At 41.2% G+C, this 20,253-nt stretch carries 18 protein-coding genes; 15 read left to right on the top strand and 3 right to left on the bottom strand.

What is annotated here, in order from left to right; all coding sequences use genetic code 11:
* Positions 1-12 precede the first annotated feature (12 nt).
* Together AB7942_RS05575 and pruA are read left to right on the top strand one after the other, a co-directional pair.
* Positions 13-1,185: a CamS family sex pheromone protein gene (locus AB7942_RS05575; RefSeq protein WP_088085155.1), complete on the top strand. Its 1,173-nt coding sequence runs from the start codon at positions 13-15 to the stop codon at positions 1,183-1,185.
* A gap of 119 nt (positions 1,186-1,304) precedes the next feature.
* The gene (gene pruA / locus AB7942_RS05570) at positions 1,305-2,852 is read left to right on the top strand and encodes an L-glutamate gamma-semialdehyde dehydrogenase (protein ID WP_088085156.1); all 1,548 of its coding nucleotides are present in this window, start codon (positions 1,305-1,307) and stop codon (positions 2,850-2,852) included.
* A 45-nt stretch (positions 2,853-2,897) separates the two neighbouring features.
* Here the strand turns inward: pruA and AB7942_RS05565 are convergent, their stop codons facing one another.
* Positions 2,898-3,626 (bottom strand): hypothetical protein, encoded by a 729-nt coding sequence (locus tag AB7942_RS05565; RefSeq protein ID WP_369446117.1) that lies wholly within the window; start codon positions 3,624-3,626, stop codon positions 2,898-2,900.
* A 245-nt stretch (positions 3,627-3,871) separates the two neighbouring features.
* Between AB7942_RS05565 and AB7942_RS05560 the strand changes: the two genes are divergently transcribed.
* The 9 genes from AB7942_RS05560 to AB7942_RS05520 all read left to right on the top strand — a co-directional run bounded on the left by AB7942_RS05560 (position 3,872) and on the right by AB7942_RS05520 (position 14,062).
* Positions 3,872-4,099: a hypothetical protein gene (locus tag AB7942_RS05560; protein ID WP_088085162.1), complete on the top strand. Its 228-nt coding sequence runs from the start codon at positions 3,872-3,874 to the stop codon at positions 4,097-4,099.
* Between the two features lie 23 nt (positions 4,100-4,122).
* Entirely contained in the window at positions 4,123-5,109 is a 987-nt protein-coding gene (locus tag AB7942_RS05555; RefSeq protein WP_369446116.1) for a hypothetical protein, read from the top strand.
* Positions 5,110-5,304: 195 nt separating this feature from the next.
* Positions 5,305-7,728, top strand: a complete 2,424-nt coding sequence (gene nirB, locus AB7942_RS05550; protein ID WP_369446115.1) for a nitrite reductase large subunit NirB — start codon at positions 5,305-5,307, stop codon at positions 7,726-7,728.
* A 6-nt stretch (positions 7,729-7,734) separates the two neighbouring features.
* Positions 7,735-8,055: a nitrite reductase small subunit NirD gene (gene nirD, locus AB7942_RS05545; RefSeq protein ID WP_369446114.1), complete on the top strand. Its 321-nt coding sequence runs from the start codon at positions 7,735-7,737 to the stop codon at positions 8,053-8,055.
* Positions 8,056-8,082: 27 nt separating this feature from the next.
* Entirely contained in the window at positions 8,083-9,531 is a 1,449-nt protein-coding gene (cobA, locus tag AB7942_RS05540) for a uroporphyrinogen-III C-methyltransferase (RefSeq protein WP_369446113.1), read from the top strand.
* A gap of 3 nt (positions 9,532-9,534) precedes the next feature.
* Positions 9,535-10,167, top strand: coding sequence for a precorrin-2 dehydrogenase/sirohydrochlorin ferrochelatase family protein (locus AB7942_RS05535; RefSeq protein WP_369446112.1), 633 nt, complete (start codon positions 9,535-9,537; stop codon positions 10,165-10,167).
* A 188-nt stretch (positions 10,168-10,355) separates the two neighbouring features.
* Positions 10,356-11,948, top strand: coding sequence for a malate synthase A (gene aceB, locus AB7942_RS05530; RefSeq protein WP_369446111.1), 1,593 nt, complete (start codon positions 10,356-10,358; stop codon positions 11,946-11,948).
* Positions 11,949-11,996: 48 nt separating this feature from the next.
* Positions 11,997-13,280 carry an isocitrate lyase gene (aceA, locus tag AB7942_RS05525; RefSeq protein WP_369446110.1) on the top strand — a complete coding sequence of 428 codons (1,284 nt, stop codon included), beginning with the start codon at positions 11,997-11,999 and terminating at the stop codon, positions 13,278-13,280.
* Between the two features lie 347 nt (positions 13,281-13,627).
* On the top strand, positions 13,628-14,062 hold the full coding sequence (locus tag AB7942_RS05520) for a YueI family protein (protein ID WP_335439266.1): 435 nt from the start codon (positions 13,628-13,630) through the stop codon (positions 14,060-14,062).
* Between the two features lie 146 nt (positions 14,063-14,208).
* Here AB7942_RS05520 and AB7942_RS05515 read toward each other — a convergent pair whose 3' ends face one another.
* Complete coding sequence (locus AB7942_RS05515; RefSeq protein WP_369446109.1) at positions 14,209-14,661, bottom strand: OsmC family protein; 453 nt, start codon at positions 14,659-14,661, stop codon at positions 14,209-14,211.
* An 89-nt stretch (positions 14,662-14,750) separates the two neighbouring features.
* Here AB7942_RS05515 and AB7942_RS05510 point away from each other — a divergent pair, with 89 nt between their 5' ends.
* Positions 14,751-15,245 carry a VanZ family protein gene (locus tag AB7942_RS05510; RefSeq protein WP_369446108.1) on the top strand — a complete coding sequence of 165 codons (495 nt, stop codon included), beginning with the start codon at positions 14,751-14,753 and terminating at the stop codon, positions 15,243-15,245.
* A 38-nt stretch (positions 15,246-15,283) separates the two neighbouring features.
* On the opposite strand, the gene AB7942_RS05505 is transcribed toward AB7942_RS05510, so the two are convergent.
* On the bottom strand, positions 15,284-15,940 hold the full coding sequence (locus AB7942_RS05505; RefSeq protein WP_088085174.1) for a lysozyme family protein: 657 nt from the start codon (positions 15,938-15,940) through the stop codon (positions 15,284-15,286).
* Between the two features lie 237 nt (positions 15,941-16,177).
* Here AB7942_RS05505 and gatC point away from each other — a divergent pair, with 237 nt between their 5' ends.
* From gatC to gatB, 3 genes are read left to right on the top strand one after another with little or no spacing between them, the layout of a single operon-like run.
* Positions 16,178-16,477: an Asp-tRNA(Asn)/Glu-tRNA(Gln) amidotransferase subunit GatC gene (gatC, locus tag AB7942_RS05500; RefSeq protein WP_088085175.1), complete on the top strand. Its 300-nt coding sequence runs from the start codon at positions 16,178-16,180 to the stop codon at positions 16,475-16,477.
* Positions 16,478-16,479: 2 nt separating this feature from the next.
* Positions 16,480-17,937 carry an Asp-tRNA(Asn)/Glu-tRNA(Gln) amidotransferase subunit GatA gene (gatA, locus tag AB7942_RS05495; RefSeq protein WP_369446146.1) on the top strand — a complete coding sequence of 486 codons (1,458 nt, stop codon included), beginning with the start codon at positions 16,480-16,482 and terminating at the stop codon, positions 17,935-17,937.
* 12 nt (positions 17,938-17,949) lie between these two features.
* Complete coding sequence (gene gatB / locus AB7942_RS05490) at positions 17,950-19,377, top strand: Asp-tRNA(Asn)/Glu-tRNA(Gln) amidotransferase subunit GatB (RefSeq protein ID WP_335438261.1); 1,428 nt, start codon at positions 17,950-17,952, stop codon at positions 19,375-19,377.
* The last annotated feature ends 876 nt before the right edge of the window (positions 19,378-20,253 follow it).

The raw sequence follows: 20,253 nt of genomic DNA, 5'->3' as shown, positions 1-20,253 counted from the left end.
AGGTGTATCGACGTGAGAAAGTTCTCATTGCTCGCTCTCTCCCTTGTCTTTTTGCTGAGTGCCTGTGCACCAAACTTTGAGAAGCAAAATGAGGTTGTGCAAACGAAGGAGAAAGTGAAAGGGAAGGCAATTATTCCAAAGTATAATATTTCGGACAGCTATTACCGGACAATTTTGCCATTTGAACCAGGGGAAGCACGCGGATTGGTTGTCAATAATATCAATACAAGATATGACTTAAACGAGTTTGAAATGGGCTTAATGAGAATTGCCCAAAATTCTTTTGATACAGAAAAATATTTGTTTCGTGAAGGACGGGAAATCAAAGAAGAGACAATAAGACTTTGGTTAAAACGTAAATACACAAAAGAGCAGTTCAATGAAATGAAAAAAGAGGATAAAACACTAAAAGATGCTGATAATATTGGGCTAAATCCTGTGAATACTGGGAGTAAGGGTGAACCGAGTTCGCCAATCTATTTAGCTCATATTTTAGAACACGACTACTTAATAAAAAATGAAAAGGGGAATGTAACACTCGGCGGTGTTACGATTGGCCTTGCCTTAAATTCAGTTTACTACTATAAACAGACATCAGACGGCGATACCCTTGAGGAAAAAGTCCCACATTCAGAAATGGTCAGTGAAGGGAAGAAAATAGCTGCAGAAGTGGTAAAGCGTATGAGGAGCATAAAGTCTTTAAAGGACGTTCCAATTTCGATTGCCTTGTTTGAGCAAGCAAGTAAATCTTCCGTCGTTCCTGGTAACTTTATTACCTATTCCACTGTCGACAATGGCAGCACTACTTTAAATGGCTGGGAAAATGTAAATGAAAAGTACTTTCTTTTCCCCTCCGCAGATGCACAGGAAGAACATCGTGATGATGTCACTGCGTTTTTAAATTTTAAGCAGGATGTGGAGGAGTATTTTCCTAACTATAATGGTGTGATTGGCAGAGCCTTTTACATGGGAGACCAATTGCAGGATTTAAATATTAATATTCCAATTCAATTTTATGGAAAAACAGAAGGAATTGGTTTTACGCAGTATGTAACCGGCCTTGTCATGGAACATTTTCCTAAGTATTTGTCTGTCTCGGTAAGTGTTACATCTGTGGATGGTCCTGAAGCACTGATCGTCCGAAAGGCTAATGAAGAGGAACCTTTTGTCCATATTTACCAATAAGACTTGGCATATTGCCGGGTCTCTTTTTTTGAATTATCTTTGTTTGCGGCGTTTAAATGAAACATGTTAGAATGAACAGTGGAGTGTAAACGTTTTTACTACATAGGAGGTTTTAACAAATGGTACAACCTTACAAGCACGAACCATTTACAGATTTTACGATTGAAGAGAACCGTCAGGCCTATCTAAAGGCGTTAAAAACAGTTGAAGGTTACTTAGGTCAGGATTACGACTTAGTTATTGATGGAGAAAGAATTGCAACAGAAGATAAAATTGTTTCTTATAATCCTTCCAATAAGGAAGAAGTAATTGGCCGCGTTTCAAAAGCTAGCCAAGACCTAGCTGAAAAAGCAATGCAAGCAGCAGTCGAAGCATTTAAAACTTGGAAAAAAGTTAAACCTGAAGTCCGCGCGGATGTTTTATTTAAAGCAGCAGCCATTATTCGCCGCCGCAAACACGAATTTTCTGCTCTTATGACGAAAGAAGCTGGTAAGCCATGGAGAGAAGCGGATGCAGATACCGCTGAAGGAATTGATTTCCTTGAGTACTATGCACGCCAAATGCTAGCACTTAAAGATGGCGTACCCGTTCAAAGCCGTCCGAATGAATTTAATCGTTATTCCTATATCCCACTTGGTGTTGGAGTTATTATCTCGCCATGGAATTTCCCATTTGCGATCATGGCAGGAACTACAGTAGCAGCTATCGTTTCTGGTAACCCAGTTCTATTAAAACCCGCTTCAACTACTCCTGTGATTGCAGCGAAGTTTGTTGAAGTCATGGAAGAAGCAGGTCTGCCTAAAGGTGTTCTTAACTTCGTACCAGGAAGCGGTGCTGAAGTGGGCGACTATTTAGTGGACCATAAAGATACTCGCTTTATCAGCTTTACTGGTTCCCGTGATGTTGGACTTCGAATTTTCGAGCGTTCTTCGAAAGTGAACCCAGGACAAGTATGGATGAAACGTTTGATTGCTGAAATGGGCGGTAAAGATACCATCGTGGTTGATAGTGAAGCAGATCTAGAGCTTGCTGCTCAATCAATTGTTGCAGGCGCATTTGGCTTCTCAGGTCAAAAATGTTCTGCATGTTCACGTGCGATAATCGTAGAAAGTGTTTATGATCAAGTTTTGAATCGCGTCGTTGAGTTAACGAATGAGTTAACGGTTGGAGATCCAACTGAACAAGCTACGTTCATGGGCCCTGTTAACGACAATAACGCTTTCAAAAAAATCATGGAATACATTGAAATCGGCAAGCAAGAAGGTAAGTTAATGGCTGGCGGCGAAGGGGATAATTCCAAGGGTTATTTCATTAAACCAACGGTTATTGCGGATCTTGCTCCTAAAGCACGTATAATGCAAGAAGAAATTTTCGGACCTGTTGTTGGTTTCACAAAGGCAAAGAACTTCGATGAAGCGCTTGAAATTGCTAACAACACGGAGTACGGCTTAACTGGTGCAGTTATTACTACAAACCGTGCCCACATGGAACAAGCTCGTGAAGACTTCCATGTTGGAAACCTGTATTTTAACCGATCTTGTACTGGAGCCATCGTTGGTTATCAGCCATTTGGCGGCTTCAATATGTCCGGAACTGACTCCAAAGCAGGCGGTCCTGATTACTTGCTGCTTCATATGCAGGCAAAAACAACTTCAGAAATGTATTAATAATAAAAGTGAACCCCCTTCTCAAGCCGAGGAGGGGGTTCACTTTTATTTTGATATGTCTATCACAAATGGAACCGTAAATACTTTGCCATCGTGCTGAAATTGGCCCCATATCTTATAAATGCCTTTTTCAGGAAAAATAGTCATAAAGGTTACCGTTGGACCATTTCCTTCTGTTGTCATCGGATGGATGTGTAAATACTTTTCCGCATCACTACTCATGGCGACCGCATGCCCCATTGCCCCTAAATAAGGCTGCAGATTTTTAATGGGTTGATGGTTTTTTGCATCACTAATGGTGAAATTCATATGGACCGTCATTCCAGCCATCATTTGGTCAAAAGAGAGCTTCACTTGTTTGCCATCAACGACTTTGGTTAGCTTCTGATCAGGGACGAGAGGTTTTCCTTCTGCGGCATCCCCTTCAATCTGGACCCAATGATTTTCTACACTAGGGTCCCCTCCACCCTTCGGAGTAAATTCTGAGATAAGCTTATAATTTCCGCCGGCGGGGAAACTAGTGGTAAAATCAAATTCGCCATTTCCCTTATATTTTGGATGGATGTGAGAAAAATAAGCTAAATCCTTACTAACAATAAATAAATGCATTTTTTTCTCATGAACAGTATCGAATGATTGAATCGGTTTATTGGACTGATCCATTATTAACAGTGAAATGGGTATTTTCTCATTTGCATTCGGATGATCCTGGATCTTCCAATCAGACTTTGTAGGGATGACACCAGTTGGAGTGGCACTCATATTATGGTCCATACTCGACTTTGGGACCCTAACCGGATTACAAGCCGATAAAAACAAGGTATAAAAAAGGATCATAAATAGGATAGATTTTTTCAGTGGGAATTCCTCCATTCAATGAAACTTACTTTTTTTAAAAATATATTACCTAATTAAACCAATGCAAGAATTTTATGTAATTTAAAAAGTTACCTATAGTAAAAATAATGATAATATAGAGAAAAGGCAGTAAGGAACTAAAAGTGTGGGGGATTGTAAAATTGATTCCATTATATCTATTTCACGTCACATCAGTCCAACATAGTGAAAATTTACTTTTGACATTTTTAATCTGTAATATTTTTGTTGTCACAGCAGGAATTACGTTTATGTATAAATTATTTCGACAGAAAAATGTTCGAGGCGCGGGAATCACGTTTGCGATTGCTTTAGCTGTGAATTATATTCTTATTGCCATCTTTGGGGATATATTTGATTTACTTGGATAAGCGCTAGAGAGGAGATGATATCGTTGAAATATTATCGTTTATGGGTACTTGCCTTTCTATTAAAATTTATTGGTTCTGCATGGGATGCTTCTTATCATTTTAAATATTTATTTGAGGAATACTCCATTCCCCATATTGTTAATACCATCGGTTTTGCTTTAGGCGCATGTTTGTTAATTCAAGAGTGGCGACGTTTAAATTATATGGACCGATTTTCTAGAAACCTGATTACAATAGGCTACGTTATATTCCTAATTGGGATCCCACTAGATTTCACCTATCATATTGCGTATGGAATTGATTTAACTACATGGAGTCCAACCCATTTTATTTATTATATTGGTACAGCAATTATGATTTTTGGGGTCTGGCGTGGTTACTTTCTATATTCGAGAGATATTCAACCGTCATGGTGGTCACTTCATACCTGGTTTGCCATGTATCTCCTTGAATGCTTGATGTTTCCGAATATGCAACAGGAAAACGGGGCCATTTCATATGATCAATACATTCATGGAAAATCGATTGCCTCAAAGGAAATCCTTGAATTAATCTCAGATCCTGCCTCACAGATTTTTGGCGGCATTCCGGAATGGGTCTATCCCATCTATTCAATCCTAATGGTCGCTCTCCTAACAATTCTAATCATCCGATATTGCCGTGATTATACCATACCTGTGATGGCGACGGCACTTTATATCCTGTTAAGGTTTGTAGGCAAAGCTATTTTTGCTGCAGTTGGTTACCCAACCTCTTATGTACCGATAACGCTTTTATTCATTCCTTTATGCTATTTATTGTTTAGAAAAAACCCTCGGTTAGCTGGTCTGGCAGGTACACTAGCTTATTTTCTTGCCTTGTTTGCAATCCATAAAACAGGTATACTCATCACTCCACCCTTGGTATTATGGGAGCTTGCCCCTGTTGCAGTAATTGGTGTGCTTGTTCCGACCATAAATTCAATCGTAAAACCGTATCAAATACAGAAAACTGAAAAGAAGGTAGTGTAGTAAAAATAGCATACAATCGTGTGCTATTTTTCTTTTTATACTATGTTTGACAATAATGTGAAATCATTCACATATATTGGTTGGATAGTGACGTACTTCACAAATTTTATCGACGCTAGCATTTACAATTTAACTATAAAGAAAACCTTACTAACCTTAAAAATATTTATTTAACATATGAGGAGTGATTGATAAATGAAAAAACTAGTAATAATCGGAAATGGTATGGCAGGCGTCAGAGCGATAGAGGAAATTCTAAAAGTATCCACTGAACCATTTGAAATTACTATTTTTGGACAAGAACCGTACCCAAACTATAATCGGATTAAACTATCAAATATACTTCAAGGGGATACAAACTTTGAAGAAATCATCATCAACCCGCTCGATTGGTATAAAGAAAATAATATTCAATTGTTTACAGGTGAAGCGATTGTAAACATTGATGTGGACGGAAAACGTGTGGTTAGTAATTTAGGCAGGGAAGTCGAATATGATGAATTAATTATTGCCACTGGCTCGAATTCGTTCATCCTCCCAATTCCAGGTGCAGACAAAATCGGTGTGACTGGATTTCGTGATATCAATGATTGTGAAATGATGATCAAGTCAGCACAGCAATTTAAGAAAGCCGTGGTCATCGGCGGCGGACTTCTAGGTCTTGAGGCAGCAAGAGGACTGTTAAACCTGGGAATGAAGGTGGATGTTGTTCACTTAATGCCGCATCTAATGGAGCGACAGCTGGATTCGGTTGCTTCATCCTTACTGAAGGCAGAACTAGAAAGCCAGGGCATGAACTTCTTAATGGAAAAAGAAACCGTTGAAATCCTTGGCAACGAACGAGTAACAGGTCTTCGCTTTAAAGATGGATCAGAGGTGGAAGCGGACCTGGTGGTTATGGCAATCGGGATTAAGTCTAACACCGAAGTGGCAGGAAACAGCGGAATCTATGTCAATCGCGGGATAGTGGTCAATGACTTCATGGAAACAAGTGTCCCTCATGTTTACGCAGTGGGGGAATGTGCGGAACATCGAGAGATTGTCTATGGCTTGGTGGCCCCATTATATGAACAAGGAAAAGTGCTGGCCAACCGTATTTGTGGAAATTTAAGCGAACCATATGAAGGCTCTGTAACAGGAACACAATTAAAGGTAGCCGGTGTGGACCTTTTCTCTGCTGGAGAAATTTTTGAAGATGGTTCAACAAAATCGATCATGGTCTACAATGAATATGATGGTGTCTATAAAAAGATCTTAACGAGAAATAACACGATTGTTGGTGTCGTGCTATATGGAGACACCAAGGATAGCACCAAGCTATACCGAATGCTGACGAAAAAAGAGGATATCAGCGGAATGACTAGTATATCGGTGCTGCAATCTGAATGCAGTGCAGAAGGCGGCAATGATGATGTAGCATCGATGCCGAATGATGAATTAATTTGCGGTTGTAACGGAGTCACTAAAGGCGCCATCGTTGAAGCAATCAAAACTCAAGGGTTAACCACACTGGACCAAGTGAGCCATTGTACGAACGCGGGCCGTTCTTGCGGACGCTGTAAACCGATGGTAAGCAATATTCTTGCCTATACACTAGGTGACCAATTTGATGAAGCGGCAGCACAAAAGACAAGCCTGTGCGGTTGTACAACCCTAAGCCGTGATGAAGTTGTGGCCGAAATTAAAGAAAAAGGCTTAACAAGTGTAAAAGAAGTTATGAATGTCCTTGAGTGGAATAATGAGGAAGGCTGTACCAAATGCCGTCCGGCCATCAACTACTATCTAGGTATGATTCATATGGATGAATACAAAGATGATCGTGATTCCCGACTCGTCAATGAAAAAATGCATGCCAATATTCAAAAAGACGGAACCTACTCGGTTGTACCAAGAATGTATGGCGGGGTAACGACAGCCGCTGATTTGAAAAAAATCGCCGAGGTCGCTGAAAAGTATGAGGTACCGCTCGTAAAATTAACAGGCGGACAGCGGATTGGTTTATTCGGAGTGAAAAAAGAAGACCTGCCAAGTATGTGGGAAGAGCTCGATATGCCTTCTGGTTATGCTTATGGAAAAACGCTTCGTACTGTAAAAACTTGTGTCGGCGCTCAGTTCTGCCGCTATGGAACACAGGATTCGATGGCACTTGCCATTGACCTTGAAAAGAAATTTGAACGCCTCGATACCCCTCATAAAGTAAAAATGGGCGTATCGGCCTGCCCAAGGAACTGCTCAGAAGCAGGAATCAAAGACATTGGCTTTGTCGGAATTGACGGCGGCTGGGAGATTTATGTCGCTGGTAACGGCGGTGTCGACCTCCGTGCGGGGGACCTCCTATGTACAGTGAAAACACAAGCGGAAGTAATGGAAATCACGGGTGCTTATCTTCAATATTATCGAGAAACAGCCAATTACCTAGAGCGTACTTCAAAATGGGTAGAACGTGTCGGCTTGGATCATGTGAGAGAAGTACTTGCCAATGAGGCCACACGGAAAGCCTTAAACGAGCGCATGGATAAAACATTAAATAAATATATCGAACCTTGGAATGAAGCGATTCAAAGTGAAGAAATTCAAGATAAATATTATGCAAAACACACTATTAAGGCTGGGGAGTGATTCAATATGCTTCAAACAATAACAAGAATTCCAGTGGCAAACTATTCTAATTTAAGAGTTCGATCTGGGTATACGATTAAAACCGATGATACAGAAATTGCCCTATTTAAATTAACAAATGGAGAGGTTTATGCGATTGAAAACAGCAGTCCCCATCCAAAAGGAGGCGTCCTTTCAGAAGGCCTTGTCAGTGGCGAGTATGTATATTGCCCCGTCTATGATTGGAAAATATCCTTAAAAGATGGTAAAGTACAGTCACCGGATGTAGGTCAAGTACGGACATTCAAGGTTGAATTAGAGGAAGATATCGTTTTTATTGTCAGATAAGAGCGAAATGGGAAGGATGGCTGCAGAATGAAAAATGGGAAAGTATTTTTAGTAGGAGCAGGACCCGGGGACGTTCGTTTAATCACCGTAAAAGGACTGGAGGCTATAAAGCAAGCCGAAGTGATTTTATATGACCGGCTTGCCAATCCCAAACTGTTAGAGTTTGCTCCAGCGGATTGTGAACTGATTTATTGCGGAAAACTACCGAACCGCCATATATTACGCCAAGGGAATATCAACGAGCTTTTGGTTGAGAAGGCTCTTGAAGGCAAGCGGGTTGTTCGTTTAAAAGGCGGAGACCCAGGCGTGTTTGGCAGAGTTGGCGAAGAAGCGGCATCCCTGGCCGAATATCAAATTCCATTTGAAATCGTTCCTGGCATTTCATCGGGGATTGCAGCCCCCCTTTATGCAGGAATTCCTGTTACCCACCGTGAGTATGCAGAGTCATTTGCAGTCGTTACTGCCCATGACAAATCGCAAGAGGGCAAACCAGTACTTGATTGGGAAGGACTGGCTCGTGGTGTTGATACCATTGCCTTTTACATGGGAGTCGGCAATCTACCGTTTATTTGCGAAAATCTCCTTAACTACGGTAAACCAGCGTCGACCCCGGTTATTTTGATTCAATGGGGTACATTTGGCCGCCAAAAAACATTGCAAGGGACACTTGCTAATATTTCCGAGAAGGTCTTGGAGGCAAAGTTTAGCAACCCATCGATTATTTTAGTTGGGGATGTCATTTCTCTGCGTGAAAAAATCAGCTGGTTCGAGAAAATGCCATTGTATGGACGGCAAATCCTGCTTGCCCGTACGAGTGAGGGTCAAAGTGAATTAGCAAAGGAATTAATGGATCAAGGTGCCGATGTGATTGAATTTCCAAAGTGGAAAAAGACAGCACTGCCTGTTGATCTGACAAAAGTAACTTCCTATGAAAAAATATTTTTTACCTCACCTGAAAGTGTAGATGAATTTTTCACAGCGGTGATGGAAAGTGGAATGGATATTCGAAAAATCCGTGCCGATTTCTTTGGCGCTTCGATGAAATCAATCAAAGCATTAAATAATCGTGGATTTATTGCTGTACAGGTTGATGAAATGCACGAAACCGGAGCCTTGCTCATTGTTGGGGACGATAGCATCTTGAAAAAAGGTTATGATCAGGCAGACATCATGGTGACTAGCAGAAAAGAAATAGATCATCAGTTTCTGCCTCTTTTTAAAAGAATGTTAGATGAGGCTGACGTGAATACCATGGTATTCCCAAGCAGTGCGTCCGTTGAACCGTTTGTACAAGCGTTACGTGAATGTGACTTGAATGCGGTTGAACTGTTGCAAGGGTTGCATGTGGTCAGTATGGGAAAACAAACAGCAGCTGCGGTTGGAAAAGCCGGCTTTATGTCGCATGGAATGCCTGCTAGCGCAACGAAAGAAGCCTTGGTTGAATATTTAGCGGTCCGTCCTGTCGAGGAAGTGTAGAAGATGAATTCAGGCTATCCTGTAATCCTAAAGTTAGAAGGAAAAACAGTCGTCATTGTTGGGGGCGGGAAAGTTGCCGAGCGAAAAGTAACGGGTCTGCTTGGTACGGGTGCAGAAATCGTAATCGTCAGCCCGGAGGCAACGGATGAAATCCAAAGGCTTCATCGTGAGGGGGAAATTGTTTGGAAGCAAAAGTCCTTTTTTGCTAGCGACATAAAGGATGCATTCATGATTTTTGCTGCGACGAATATTCAAGAAATAAATCAGTTGATTAGAAGTTCAGCAGCACCCCATCAGCTTGTAACGATTGCAGACGATCCAGGTGAATCCAATTTCCATGTCCCAGCCCATTTTCAACGTGGACTGTTGAGCATTGCCGTTTCAACAGGAGGAGCGAGTCCAACCCTAGCAAGCAAAATTCGGGAGCAGCTCGAGGAGCAGTTTGATGATTCCTACGAGGGCTATCTTGAGTTTCTTTTTTCAAAACGAAAATGGATTCTGAAGGAAGTGGAAAGCGCTTCTTTGAAGAGGAAACTATTAAAAACCATTGTAAGTTTGGAGTTCTTAACTAGTGATAATCGGGAAGATGATTTTATTAGATTATATGAAATGCTTCTTAACGAAACGGGCCAATAATGACTGCAAAAAAGGATGTCGATGACGTCCTTTTTTTTATGGACTTTTCCTTTTGAAAAATCAGAGGACAGGGTGTTTTTACCTATTTTTATAAAATTTTCTGAAAAGTAGTTCCATTTTTAAAATCAGTGTTATATAATACAAAACGTAGATAGTTACTGTATTATAACAAAGAGGTGATGTAGTTCATGTCGACGCAAACGACAGGTATTGAAGTGGTTGGGGCAATGAGAGCCCAGTACGATGAGATTTTAACACCAGAGGCATTAAATTTTATTGAAGAGTTAGAACGAAAATTTGGCGAAAGAAGAATTGAACTGTTACAGTACAGACAAAAACGGCAAGCCGAAATTAATGATGGGAAATTGCCAGACTTCCTTCCTGAGACAAAACATATTCGGAATGATGTCTGGACCATTGCTCCGCTGCCGGATGACCTGCAAGATCGCAGGGTAGAAATTACAGGCCCGACCGATCGAAAAATGGTCATCAATGCTTTAAACTCTGGTGCAAAGGTTTTTATGGCTGATTGTGAAGACGCCACTTCACCGACATGGGAAAACATCATCGAAGGACAAATCAACTTAAGAGATGCAGTAAATCGGACGATTTCCTTTGAAAATCCTAACGGTAAAAAATATGAACTGCATGAAAAAACAGCTGTTCTGTTTGTTAGACCACGCGGCCTGCATTTAGAAGAAAAACATATTTTACTAGATGGCAAGACTATTTCAGGAAGTTTCTTCGACTTTGGGATGTACTTTTTCCATAATGTGAACCAGTTACTTGAGAGGGGAACAGGACCATATTTTTATCTGCCGAAGCTGGAAAGTCACCTGGAGGCAAGGCTTTGGAATGATGTATTTGTATTTGCGCAAGAGAAGCTTGAGATTCCGAATGGAACCATTAAAGCGACTGTCTTACTAGAAACCATCATGGGCGCATTTGAAATGAATGAGATTTTATTTGAGCTAAAGGAACACTCTGCAGGATTGAATTGTGGAAGATGGGATTATATCTTCAGTTACTTGAAAAAGCTGCGTAACCACAAGGATGTCATTTTACCGGATCGATCTCAGGTAACGATGACAGTACCATTCATGCGTTCGTATTCGTTACTAACGATTCAAACCTGTCACCGCCGCAAGGCACCGGCAATCGGAGGAATGGCAGCCCAAATTCCCATTCGAAATAATCCGGCTGCTAATGAGGAGGCTTTTGCAAAAGTCCGCGCTGATAAAGAGCGTGAAGCCCGTGATGGTCATGATGGAACATGGGTGGCACACCCAGGTCTTGTTCCGGTAGCCCTAGAAGTTTTCAACCGTGAAATGCCGATTGCCAACCAAATTCATACACTTAAGCAACAGAAAATCAGTGTGACTGCCCAAGATTTGCTTGAATCACCAGGTGGAACGATTACAGAAGAGGGCGTTCGTTTGAACATAAATGTTGGGATTCAATATGTGGCTTCCTGGCTAAGTGGAAGTGGCGCAGCCCCTATTCACAACTTAATGGAGGACGCTGCAACTGCAGAAATTTCACGAGCTCAACTGTGGCAGTGGATTCGCCACCCTAAAGGGATTCTGAACGACGGACGGAAGGTCACCGCGGAAATGTACCAGCAATATAAGGTGGAGGAATTGGAAAAAATCAAACAGGAAATTGGAATTCAGACATTTGAAAACGGCCGATTTGATGAAGCTGTTGAATTGTTTGACCGATTGATTTTAAATGATGATTTTGCTGAATTTTTAACTTTACCAGGGTATGAGTTGATCTAGTTTATTAAATTAAAAAAATACTTAATAGATTAATAGGAGGAATATAAAATGACAAATTCAAGAGTTGCACAATTACAAGAAAGCTGGGAAATGGATAGCCGTTGGAAGGGGATTACAAGACCATACACTGCCGAGGATGTTATCAAGTTACGCGGATCCATTGATATTGAGCATACGTTGGCTCAAAAAGGGTCTGAAAAGCTCTGGAAGCTATTAAATGAAGAAGACTATGTAAATGCCCTTGGTGCATTAACAGGAAATCAGGCAGTCCAGCAAGTTAAAGCAGGACTAAAAGCTATCTACCTAAGCGGTTGGCAGGTAGCAGCCGATGCAAACCTGTCCGGACACATGTATCCTGACCAAAGCTTATACCCAGCAAATAGTGTACCAAGTGTTGTCAAAAGGATTAATCAAGCACTTCAACGTGCAGACCAGATTACCCATTCAGAGGGCGACAACTCAATTGATTGGTTTGCTCCAATTATCGCTGATGCCGAAGCCGGTTTTGGCGGCCAATTAAACTGTTTCGAATTGATGAAAGGCATGATTGAAGCGGGTGCTTCAGGCGTCCACTTTGAAGATCAGCTTTCTTCCGAGAAAAAGTGTGGCCATTTAGGGGGTAAAGTATTGCTGCCAACCCAAACAGCGGTTCGCAACTTGATCGCTGCTCGTTTAGCTGCAGACGTTATGGGTGTTCCAACCATATTAGTTGCCCGGACAGATGCTAACGCTGCTGATTTAATTACGAGTGATATTGATATGAATGATGCACCCTTTATTACGGGTGAACGCACGGGAGAAGGATTCTATCGAGTGAGGGCGGGGATTGACCAGGCGATTGCTCGCGGTCTAGCATATGCACCATATGCGGATCTTGTTTGGTGCGAAACTTCTGAGCCAAATCTCGAGGAAGCAAGACAATTTGCAGAAGCGATCCATGAGCAATTCCCAGGCAAGTTGCTCGCATACAACTGTTCGCCATCTTTCAACTGGAAAAAGAAATTGGATCAAGAAACAATTGCGAAATTCCAAGTCGAACTTGGAAAAATGGGCTACAAGTTCCAATTCGTTACTCTTGCTGGCTTCCACGCCTTAAACCACGGCATGTTCGAACTTGCCCGCGGCTATAAAGAGCGCGGCATGGCAGCTTACTCCGAATTGCAGCAAGCTGAATTCGATAGCGAGCAATACGGCTACACGGCCACACGTCACCAACGTGAGGTTGGTACAGGTTACTTTGACCAAGTATCTATGGTCATTACCGGTGGAACATCTTCAACAACCGCATTAAAAGGTTCAACTGAGGCAGAACAATTTACAGGGAAAAACTAGTTCTCAGCAGGCCACGAATCCTTCTCTCCTATTGGAGGGAGGGATTTTTTGTGGAGGAGGATATGAATATATTAGTGGCTTACTGGCGGATAAGGTGGGATTACTGGCGGATGGGATGGGTTTACTGGCAGATAAGGTGAGATTACTGGCGGATGGGAGGGGTTTACTGGCGGATAAGGTGAGTTTACTGTCATATGGAAAGAGTTTACCCTTAGATAAGCCAAGATTACTATCGAATGACTAATTCCATCCAGCCCACAATCTCACTTCTCCAGCACTTTTTGGAACGGAACGTTTTTTAATGTATCATCATAGATAATAATAGCCTTTATATGGAGTTGATTGAGTTGAAAAAGACAACCGTTGATGAGATCTTACAGCAAGGTATCTATGGACCACTTGAAACAAAACCAGATGAGCGGCGGAAATTCTTAGGAACTTTGAGAGAGCGGATTGTTATTGCCCTTAAGAAAAGCCAAGTGGGAGAAAATGAAGTATATCCCCAAGTGGAGCAGCATATGAAGGAAAAGCCCCAGTCCCATCTTTTCTTAAATGGAAACATGAATTACGAGGCCCTTTCCAAATATGTAAAGCTGGCCACAAAATATAAGATTGAACATACTATTGTGACCAATAAAGAGCACGACACGGAAATCGGCTTGGTGTTAGCTATGGATCATGCCATTGATAAGGAAGATATCTATATAACCAAGAAGGTACCTGCCCAGCTGCAGGAAGTTAAAAAGAGCAAGGGCTTTTTTTCAAAAATCTTTAAAAAATAAGCAGATGTGATTTCAGAGAACATACGCCCTTAACAGAGGAAAGCATCAAGCCAGAGCCCCAACTGTCCTTATGAGGAGTTCATAAGGACAAAATACCTCATGCACAACCTCCAACTGTCTTTATGACACTATACACTCCTCTGTTTTCATCCAGCTGCCACTTCCACCGTTGCCTGAAGCTCCATTTCAACATTTCCTTGAATGGCTCGACTGATCATGCAAGAAGTCTCCGCTTTTTTGGCGAGTCTCTTAGCCATCGCCACTTCTTTTTCGGATGCACCTGGTTTCAAGACTACATGTGGTCGGTGGATAATTTTTTTATATGTAAAAACCCCATTGGTGACATCCACAATTCCTTCAGACTCCATCATTAGAGTCTCCTTCAGCAAATGACTACGTTCCAACATCGCTGCAAGTGTGATAATATAGCAGGTCGCGGCAGCCCCTAGCAGCATCTCATCTGGATTAGTGCCGACACCCGGCCCATCCATTCCTGGTGGGATGGAAATCTTTGTTTTTAGATTCCCGGCTTCAATCTCTCCGACATCATTCCGTAATCCCGGCCAGTTCGCCTTTAAGTGAAAAATATGTTCGGCCATTCTAAATTCCTCCAATTTTAGTTTTGCTCCCACGTTATTTGGAAAATATGGTATGGTTAATTTGATACGTAAAAAATGGAGCAGTGATAATGAAAATTATTTTTAAAATTACCCTTTTCCTAATTCTTTGTTTATATTTAGCGATTCTTTCGAAATTAATTTTGTTTAAATATATCCCGTTATCTGAGATTATTAATCATTTTAACTTTACCTATGATGAATACCACTGGCGGTCGAATAATTTCGTCCCCTTTAAAACCATTAAATTTTATTTGTTTTTAGCAGATATCAATCTAAGTATTCGGATTGAGAACTTAGCAGGGAATGTCATCGGTTTTATGCCGTTCGGATTTATCTTACCATTGCTTGCAAAAAAGTTTCAAAAAATCAGCACTGTCACCTTTGCTACCTTTTGCTTAAGTCTAACGTTCGAACTGTTGCAGCTCGTATTTGAATTTGGCAGCTTTGATGTGGACGACCTAATTTTAAATACGGCTGGTGGAATTCTTGGTTACCTGCCAATTAAGTTCGTTTTTCTGATCGCCCATTTGAAAAAGAAAAGCATAAAAACAACGCAATTTTAGGAGTCAGTTTCAAAGTAAACAAAAACCACCATGAATCTTTAAAAAGATCCACTGGTGGTTTTTTCAGTCCCAGTAACTGGTACTGTATCTGCTAACAATTGAATATTTTTGGTTACCTTTGTGCTATAGGTAAAATCACCATAGCAGTAAGGGTAGCGGAAATTATCTTTATTGCCGCCACAAGTATATATAGCTGGCTTTTCTTTTACCCGCTGGAGGGAGAATTCTTTCGCCAATGCCTCACTATGTTTACCGCCGTGCTGTGCGACATAGTCAATGTAACCAATTCCCATGTTGTAAGACTGGATAATGGTCTGGAAATCTACCTTTTTCTGATTCCCATAAGTGAGTACGCGCTGAAAATGTTTAACCCCAACCTGAATGCTTTTTTGGGGATCTGTAATTGTATTTCTTGCCAAACCAGCCGATTCCGACGACTGCATAGGATCCCCGCCTTTGCCGCGGCTTTCTTGCTGCATTAAGGCTACTAGTACTGTCGTATGAGTTTCGAGATTATATTTCGCTAATTCATCGTGTATTAAGGGACTATATTTTTTTACATCAGCAAATGGATCAGATTTTTCAAGTTGAAGGGAACCTGGTTGTTGAAAATAATTTTGGAACATGGCCAATCCACAAAAAAGCATAAACAGCATCAAAAAGAGTTTGAATTTCTTCCGTCTTCGTTTTTTCATTCAGAAGTCCTCCCATCCCTGACCATTATAAGGGAAGATGCCAAGAATGTCTGTGATGAACTTATTAGTAAAAATATTTGCATTATTAAGAGAAAAATAGAATTAAATTTTTAAAAGTTTGAACAAAAATTGATTTGCTTGCCAATACTGATAGTTGAATCATTGCGGTAATGCGGAAAAGTTTGGTATCATCATTAGTATTGATATGACAAGACAAATGGGATTGGGGGTTATGATATGTCACGAATTTCAAATGAGCAGGTTAAGCATGTAGCCAACCTGGCACGCTTGGCGATAACAGAGGAAGAAACAGAAAAGTTTACAAAGCAGTTGGATGCGATTATTACCTTTGCTGAGCAGTTAAATGAATTGGACACGGAAAATGTGGAACCTACATACCATGTGCTGGATATGAAAAATGTTTTACGTGAAGATAAATCCAAACAAGGATTAGCGCTTGAAGAGGTACTAAAAAATGCGCCGGAACATCAGGATGGACAGATTAAAGTACCATCGATTATGGGGAAGGAGGATTAATGTTGAGTTTATTTGATTATAAAGTTGCAGACCTACATGAGCTGCTACATAAAAAAGAACTAAATGTATCCGATCTTGTTGAAGAATCATACAAGAGAATCGGACAAGTCGAGGACAAGGTTCAGGCATTTTTAACATTAGATGAAGAGCGCGCCCGTCAATCAGCAAAAGCATTAGATGAGAAACTTAACACGGATGCGGCAAAAGGTTTGCTATTTGGGATGCCGATTGGCTTAAAAGATAACATGGTTACAAAAGGACTGCGGACAACCTGTGCGAGTAAAATTCTCGAAAACTTTGATCCAATTTATGATGCCACCGTCGTTCAGAAACTGCAACAGGCAGAAACGGTAACGATTGGGAAGTTAAATATGGATGAATTTGCAATGGGGTCTTCAAACGAAAATTCCCATTATCAAACGACACGGAATCCATGGAATCTTGAGACGGTTCCAGGTGGTTCATCAGGCGGTTCAGCAGCATCTGTTGCAGCAGGAGAAGTCCTATTTTCCCTAGGTTCTGATACGGGTGGTTCGATCCGTCAGCCAGCTTCTTTTTGTGGTGTCGTCGGATTAAAGCCAACCTATGGTCGTGTTTCCCGCTTTGGCCTTGTAGCCTTTGCGTCATCACTTGATCAAATTGGACCGATTACAAGAACCGTTGAGGATAATGCCTACCTGCTTCAAGCAATATCCGGCCTGGATCCAATGGATTCAACCTCAGCAAATGTGGACGTACCTGACTTTGCTAGTGCCTTAACTGGTGACGTAAAGGGTCTTAGAATCGCAGTACCAAAAGAGTATCTTGGTGAAGGTGTCAGTGAACCCGTCCGACAATCCGTCTTAAATGCATTAAAGGTGCTCGAGGGTCTTGGCGCAGTTTGGGAAGAAGTTTCCCTGCCGCACTCGAAGTATGCACTTGCCGCTTACTATTTGCTTTCGTCATCAGAAGCCTCAGCGAACCTCGCCCGTTTCGACGGAGTCCGTTACGGCTATCGTACAAAAGATGCGGATACATTAATTGATTTATATAAAAAATCACGAGCAGAAGGCTTCGGTGATGAAGTAAAGCGCCGGATTATGCTTGGAACGTTTGCGCTAAGTTCAGGTTACTATGATGCCTATTATAAAAAGGCACAGCAGGTTCGGACATTAATCAAGCAAGACTATGAGAGTGTTTTTGCCAAGTATGATGTGATTATCGGACCAACTACACCAACGCCGGCTTTTAAAATTGGTGAAAACATTGAGGACCCGTTAACGATGTATGCCAATGATATTTTAACGATTCCATTGAACCTTGCAGGCTTACCAGGAATTTCGGTTCCGTGTGGTTTTGATGGCGGGTTGCCGCTAGGCTTACAAATCATCGGCAAGTATTTTGATGAAGCAACAATTTATCGGACAGCACATGCATTTGAACAGGCAACAGACTATCATAAACAGAAACCTGGATTATAGGGGGTGAAGACCGTGGAATTTGAAACAGTGATTGGACTTGAGGTCCATGTTGAGTTAAAAACAGATTCAAAAATTTTCTCGGCGAGCCCCAATCATTTTGGGGCTGAACCGAATACAAATACAAGTGTGATCGACCTGGGCTACCCAGGAGTTTTACCTGTCCTTAATAAAAAAGCGGTAGAATTTGGGATTAAAGCTGCCATGGCCATTAATTGCGAGGTTGCTACCCATACAAAGTTTGACCGCAAAAACTACTTTTACCCGGACAATCCCAAGGCCTACCAGATTTCCCAGTTTGACAAACCAATTGGGGAACATGGCTGGATTGATATTGAGGTAAATGGCTATACGAAGCGGATTGGAATTACGAGAATTCATTTGGAAGAAGATGCAGGTAAGCTGAACCATGGCAAAGGGTATTCATTATGCGATTACAATCGTCAGGGCACTCCGCTTGTTGAAATCGTTTCTGAACCGGATATTCGCACGCCTGATGAGGCGTATGCCTATCTTGAAAAATTAAAATCCATTATCCAATATACAGGCGTTTCCGATTGTAAAATGGAAGAAGGCTCACTTCGTTGTGACGCAAATATTTCGATTCGTCCGGTTGGTCAAGAAGAATTCGGAACGAAAACAGAATTAAAAAACCTGAACTCATTCAATTTTGTCCGCAAAGGGCTTGAATACGAAGAGAAGCGTCAACGCGAAGTGGTGTCAGCCGGCGGGACGATTGATCAAGAAACTCGCCGCTTTGATGAAGCCACTGGAGCAACCTTGCTGATGAGGGTCAAAGAAGGTTCCGATGATTATCGTTACTTCCCAGAGCCGGATTTAATGGACTTGTACATTGATGAGGACTGGAAAGCAAGAATTCGTGCCGAAATCCCTGAACTGCCAGATCAGCGTCAAAAGCGTTATATAGAAGAGCTTGGTCTACCTGTTTATGATGCTAAGGTGCTAACCGTAACGAAAGAAATGGCTGATTTCTTCGAGGAGACAGTAAATGGTGGTGCGGATGCGAAGCTTGCCTCGAACTGGATCATGGGGGATGTTTCTGCCTACTTGAATGCTGAGCAAAAAGAGCTTCATCAAGTAGCCTTAACACCGGAAGGTCTAGCAAGCATGATTAAGCTAATCGAAAACGGAACAATTTCTTCGAAAATCGCGAAAACCGTTTTTAAAGAGTTAATCGAAAACGGCGGCGATGCTGAGCAAATTGTGAAGGACAAGGGGCTTGTCCAGATTTCCGATGAGGGAACACTTCTCAAAATTATTTCTGAGGTGCTGGATGCGAATCCGCAATCGATTGAGGATTTTAAGAATGGGAAAAATAAAGCGGTGGGCTTCTTAGTTGGGCAGTTAATGAAAGCAACTAAGGGTCAGGCCAATCCGCAGATGGTCAATCAGTTATTGCAGCAAGAATTACAAAAACGTTAAAAGAAGCTGGCAGAGTCTATTCTGCCAGTTTTTTTATGATTAGCGGATTTCGACATTCTTTTCGCCATTTCCCGGGAAAAAATCCTTTTCTTAAAAGGGTTTTTCCCAAGACTAATCAAACGTTTGGTTATTAAGGAATGATCAGTTATCGTGTCGAAGCATAGGAGTTTCCATAAGAAAGTCCTAATATCGACTTGTTTTTTATTTTATTAGAGGTAAATTATCGCTCGAGTCGACAAAGGATTTTCACAATAAGTGGCTGAAACACTTTATTTATATGGCCTCGTGGCTAACTAATCAAACGTTTGGTTAGTTTTTTGGAGTAGTGTAAATTCAACAATCTTTTTTCCAGGTTTAGGAGTAAAAGGTTGAGAGGGAGGGCTATTCCTCCTATTTAATTAAACGTTTGATTAGTTTGCAGTTGGTCGAGGGGTGTAAATTTAAAGGGAAATAAGGTGAATGGAAGGCTTAGCTGCCCCAGTTCCCGACAAACTTTTTATATGATTTCGGAGAAAAACATTGATTTACCGGGGCTGATACTAGTTTTAATCAAACGTTTGGTTAGTTCTATATTTTTGGGAAAATAGTCGAGGTATGTAAAAGAACTTAGGCTAAATATTTAAATGGCTATTTTCTGATACGCTGATAAAATCTGATTTATCGCTGATAAACTGTGTGAATTCGCTGATAAATGGGCTAGATTCGCTGATAAAACTCTCAAATCCGCTGATTAAAAATGAGAGGCGATCTTTATTAGTATATGAAACTAGTTTTTTCGTCCAAAGCTTTCTTAGATACCCCCTTTGTATATAAATCCCTCCATAAAAATTATTATGTTGTACTCTTTTCCAAAAATTAGTATTCTCCTCCCTGACT

This window comes from Neobacillus sp. BF23-41 (genome assembly GCF_041106275.1).
This window is presented reverse-complemented; position numbering and strand designations above follow the sequence as displayed.

Coding starts and splice junctions, on each gene's coding strand:
- pruA (WP_088085156.1), top strand. CDS start 1,305: ATGGTACAACCTTACAAGCACGAACCATTTACAGATTTTACGATTGAA.
- AB7942_RS05565 (WP_369446117.1), bottom strand. CDS start 3,626: ATGGACCATAATATGAGTGCCACTCCAACTGGTGTCATCCCTACAAAG.
- nirB (WP_369446115.1), top strand. CDS start 5,305: ATGAAAAAACTAGTAATAATCGGAAATGGTATGGCAGGCGTCAGAGCG.
- nirD (WP_369446114.1), top strand. CDS start 7,735: ATGCTTCAAACAATAACAAGAATTCCAGTGGCAAACTATTCTAATTTA.
- cobA (WP_369446113.1), top strand. CDS start 8,083: ATGAAAAATGGGAAAGTATTTTTAGTAGGAGCAGGACCCGGGGACGTT.
- AB7942_RS05535 (WP_369446112.1), top strand. CDS start 9,535: ATGAATTCAGGCTATCCTGTAATCCTAAAGTTAGAAGGAAAAACAGTC.
- aceB (WP_369446111.1), top strand. CDS start 10,356: ATGTCGACGCAAACGACAGGTATTGAAGTGGTTGGGGCAATGAGAGCC.
- aceA (WP_369446110.1), top strand. CDS start 11,997: ATGACAAATTCAAGAGTTGCACAATTACAAGAAAGCTGGGAAATGGAT.
- AB7942_RS05515 (WP_369446109.1), bottom strand. CDS start 14,661: ATGGCCGAACATATTTTTCACTTAAAGGCGAACTGGCCGGGATTACGG.
- AB7942_RS05510 (WP_369446108.1), top strand. CDS start 14,751: ATGAAAATTATTTTTAAAATTACCCTTTTCCTAATTCTTTGTTTATAT.
- AB7942_RS05505 (WP_088085174.1), bottom strand. CDS start 15,940: ATGAAAAAACGAAGACGGAAGAAATTCAAACTCTTTTTGATGCTGTTT.
- gatC (WP_088085175.1), top strand. CDS start 16,178: ATGTCACGAATTTCAAATGAGCAGGTTAAGCATGTAGCCAACCTGGCA.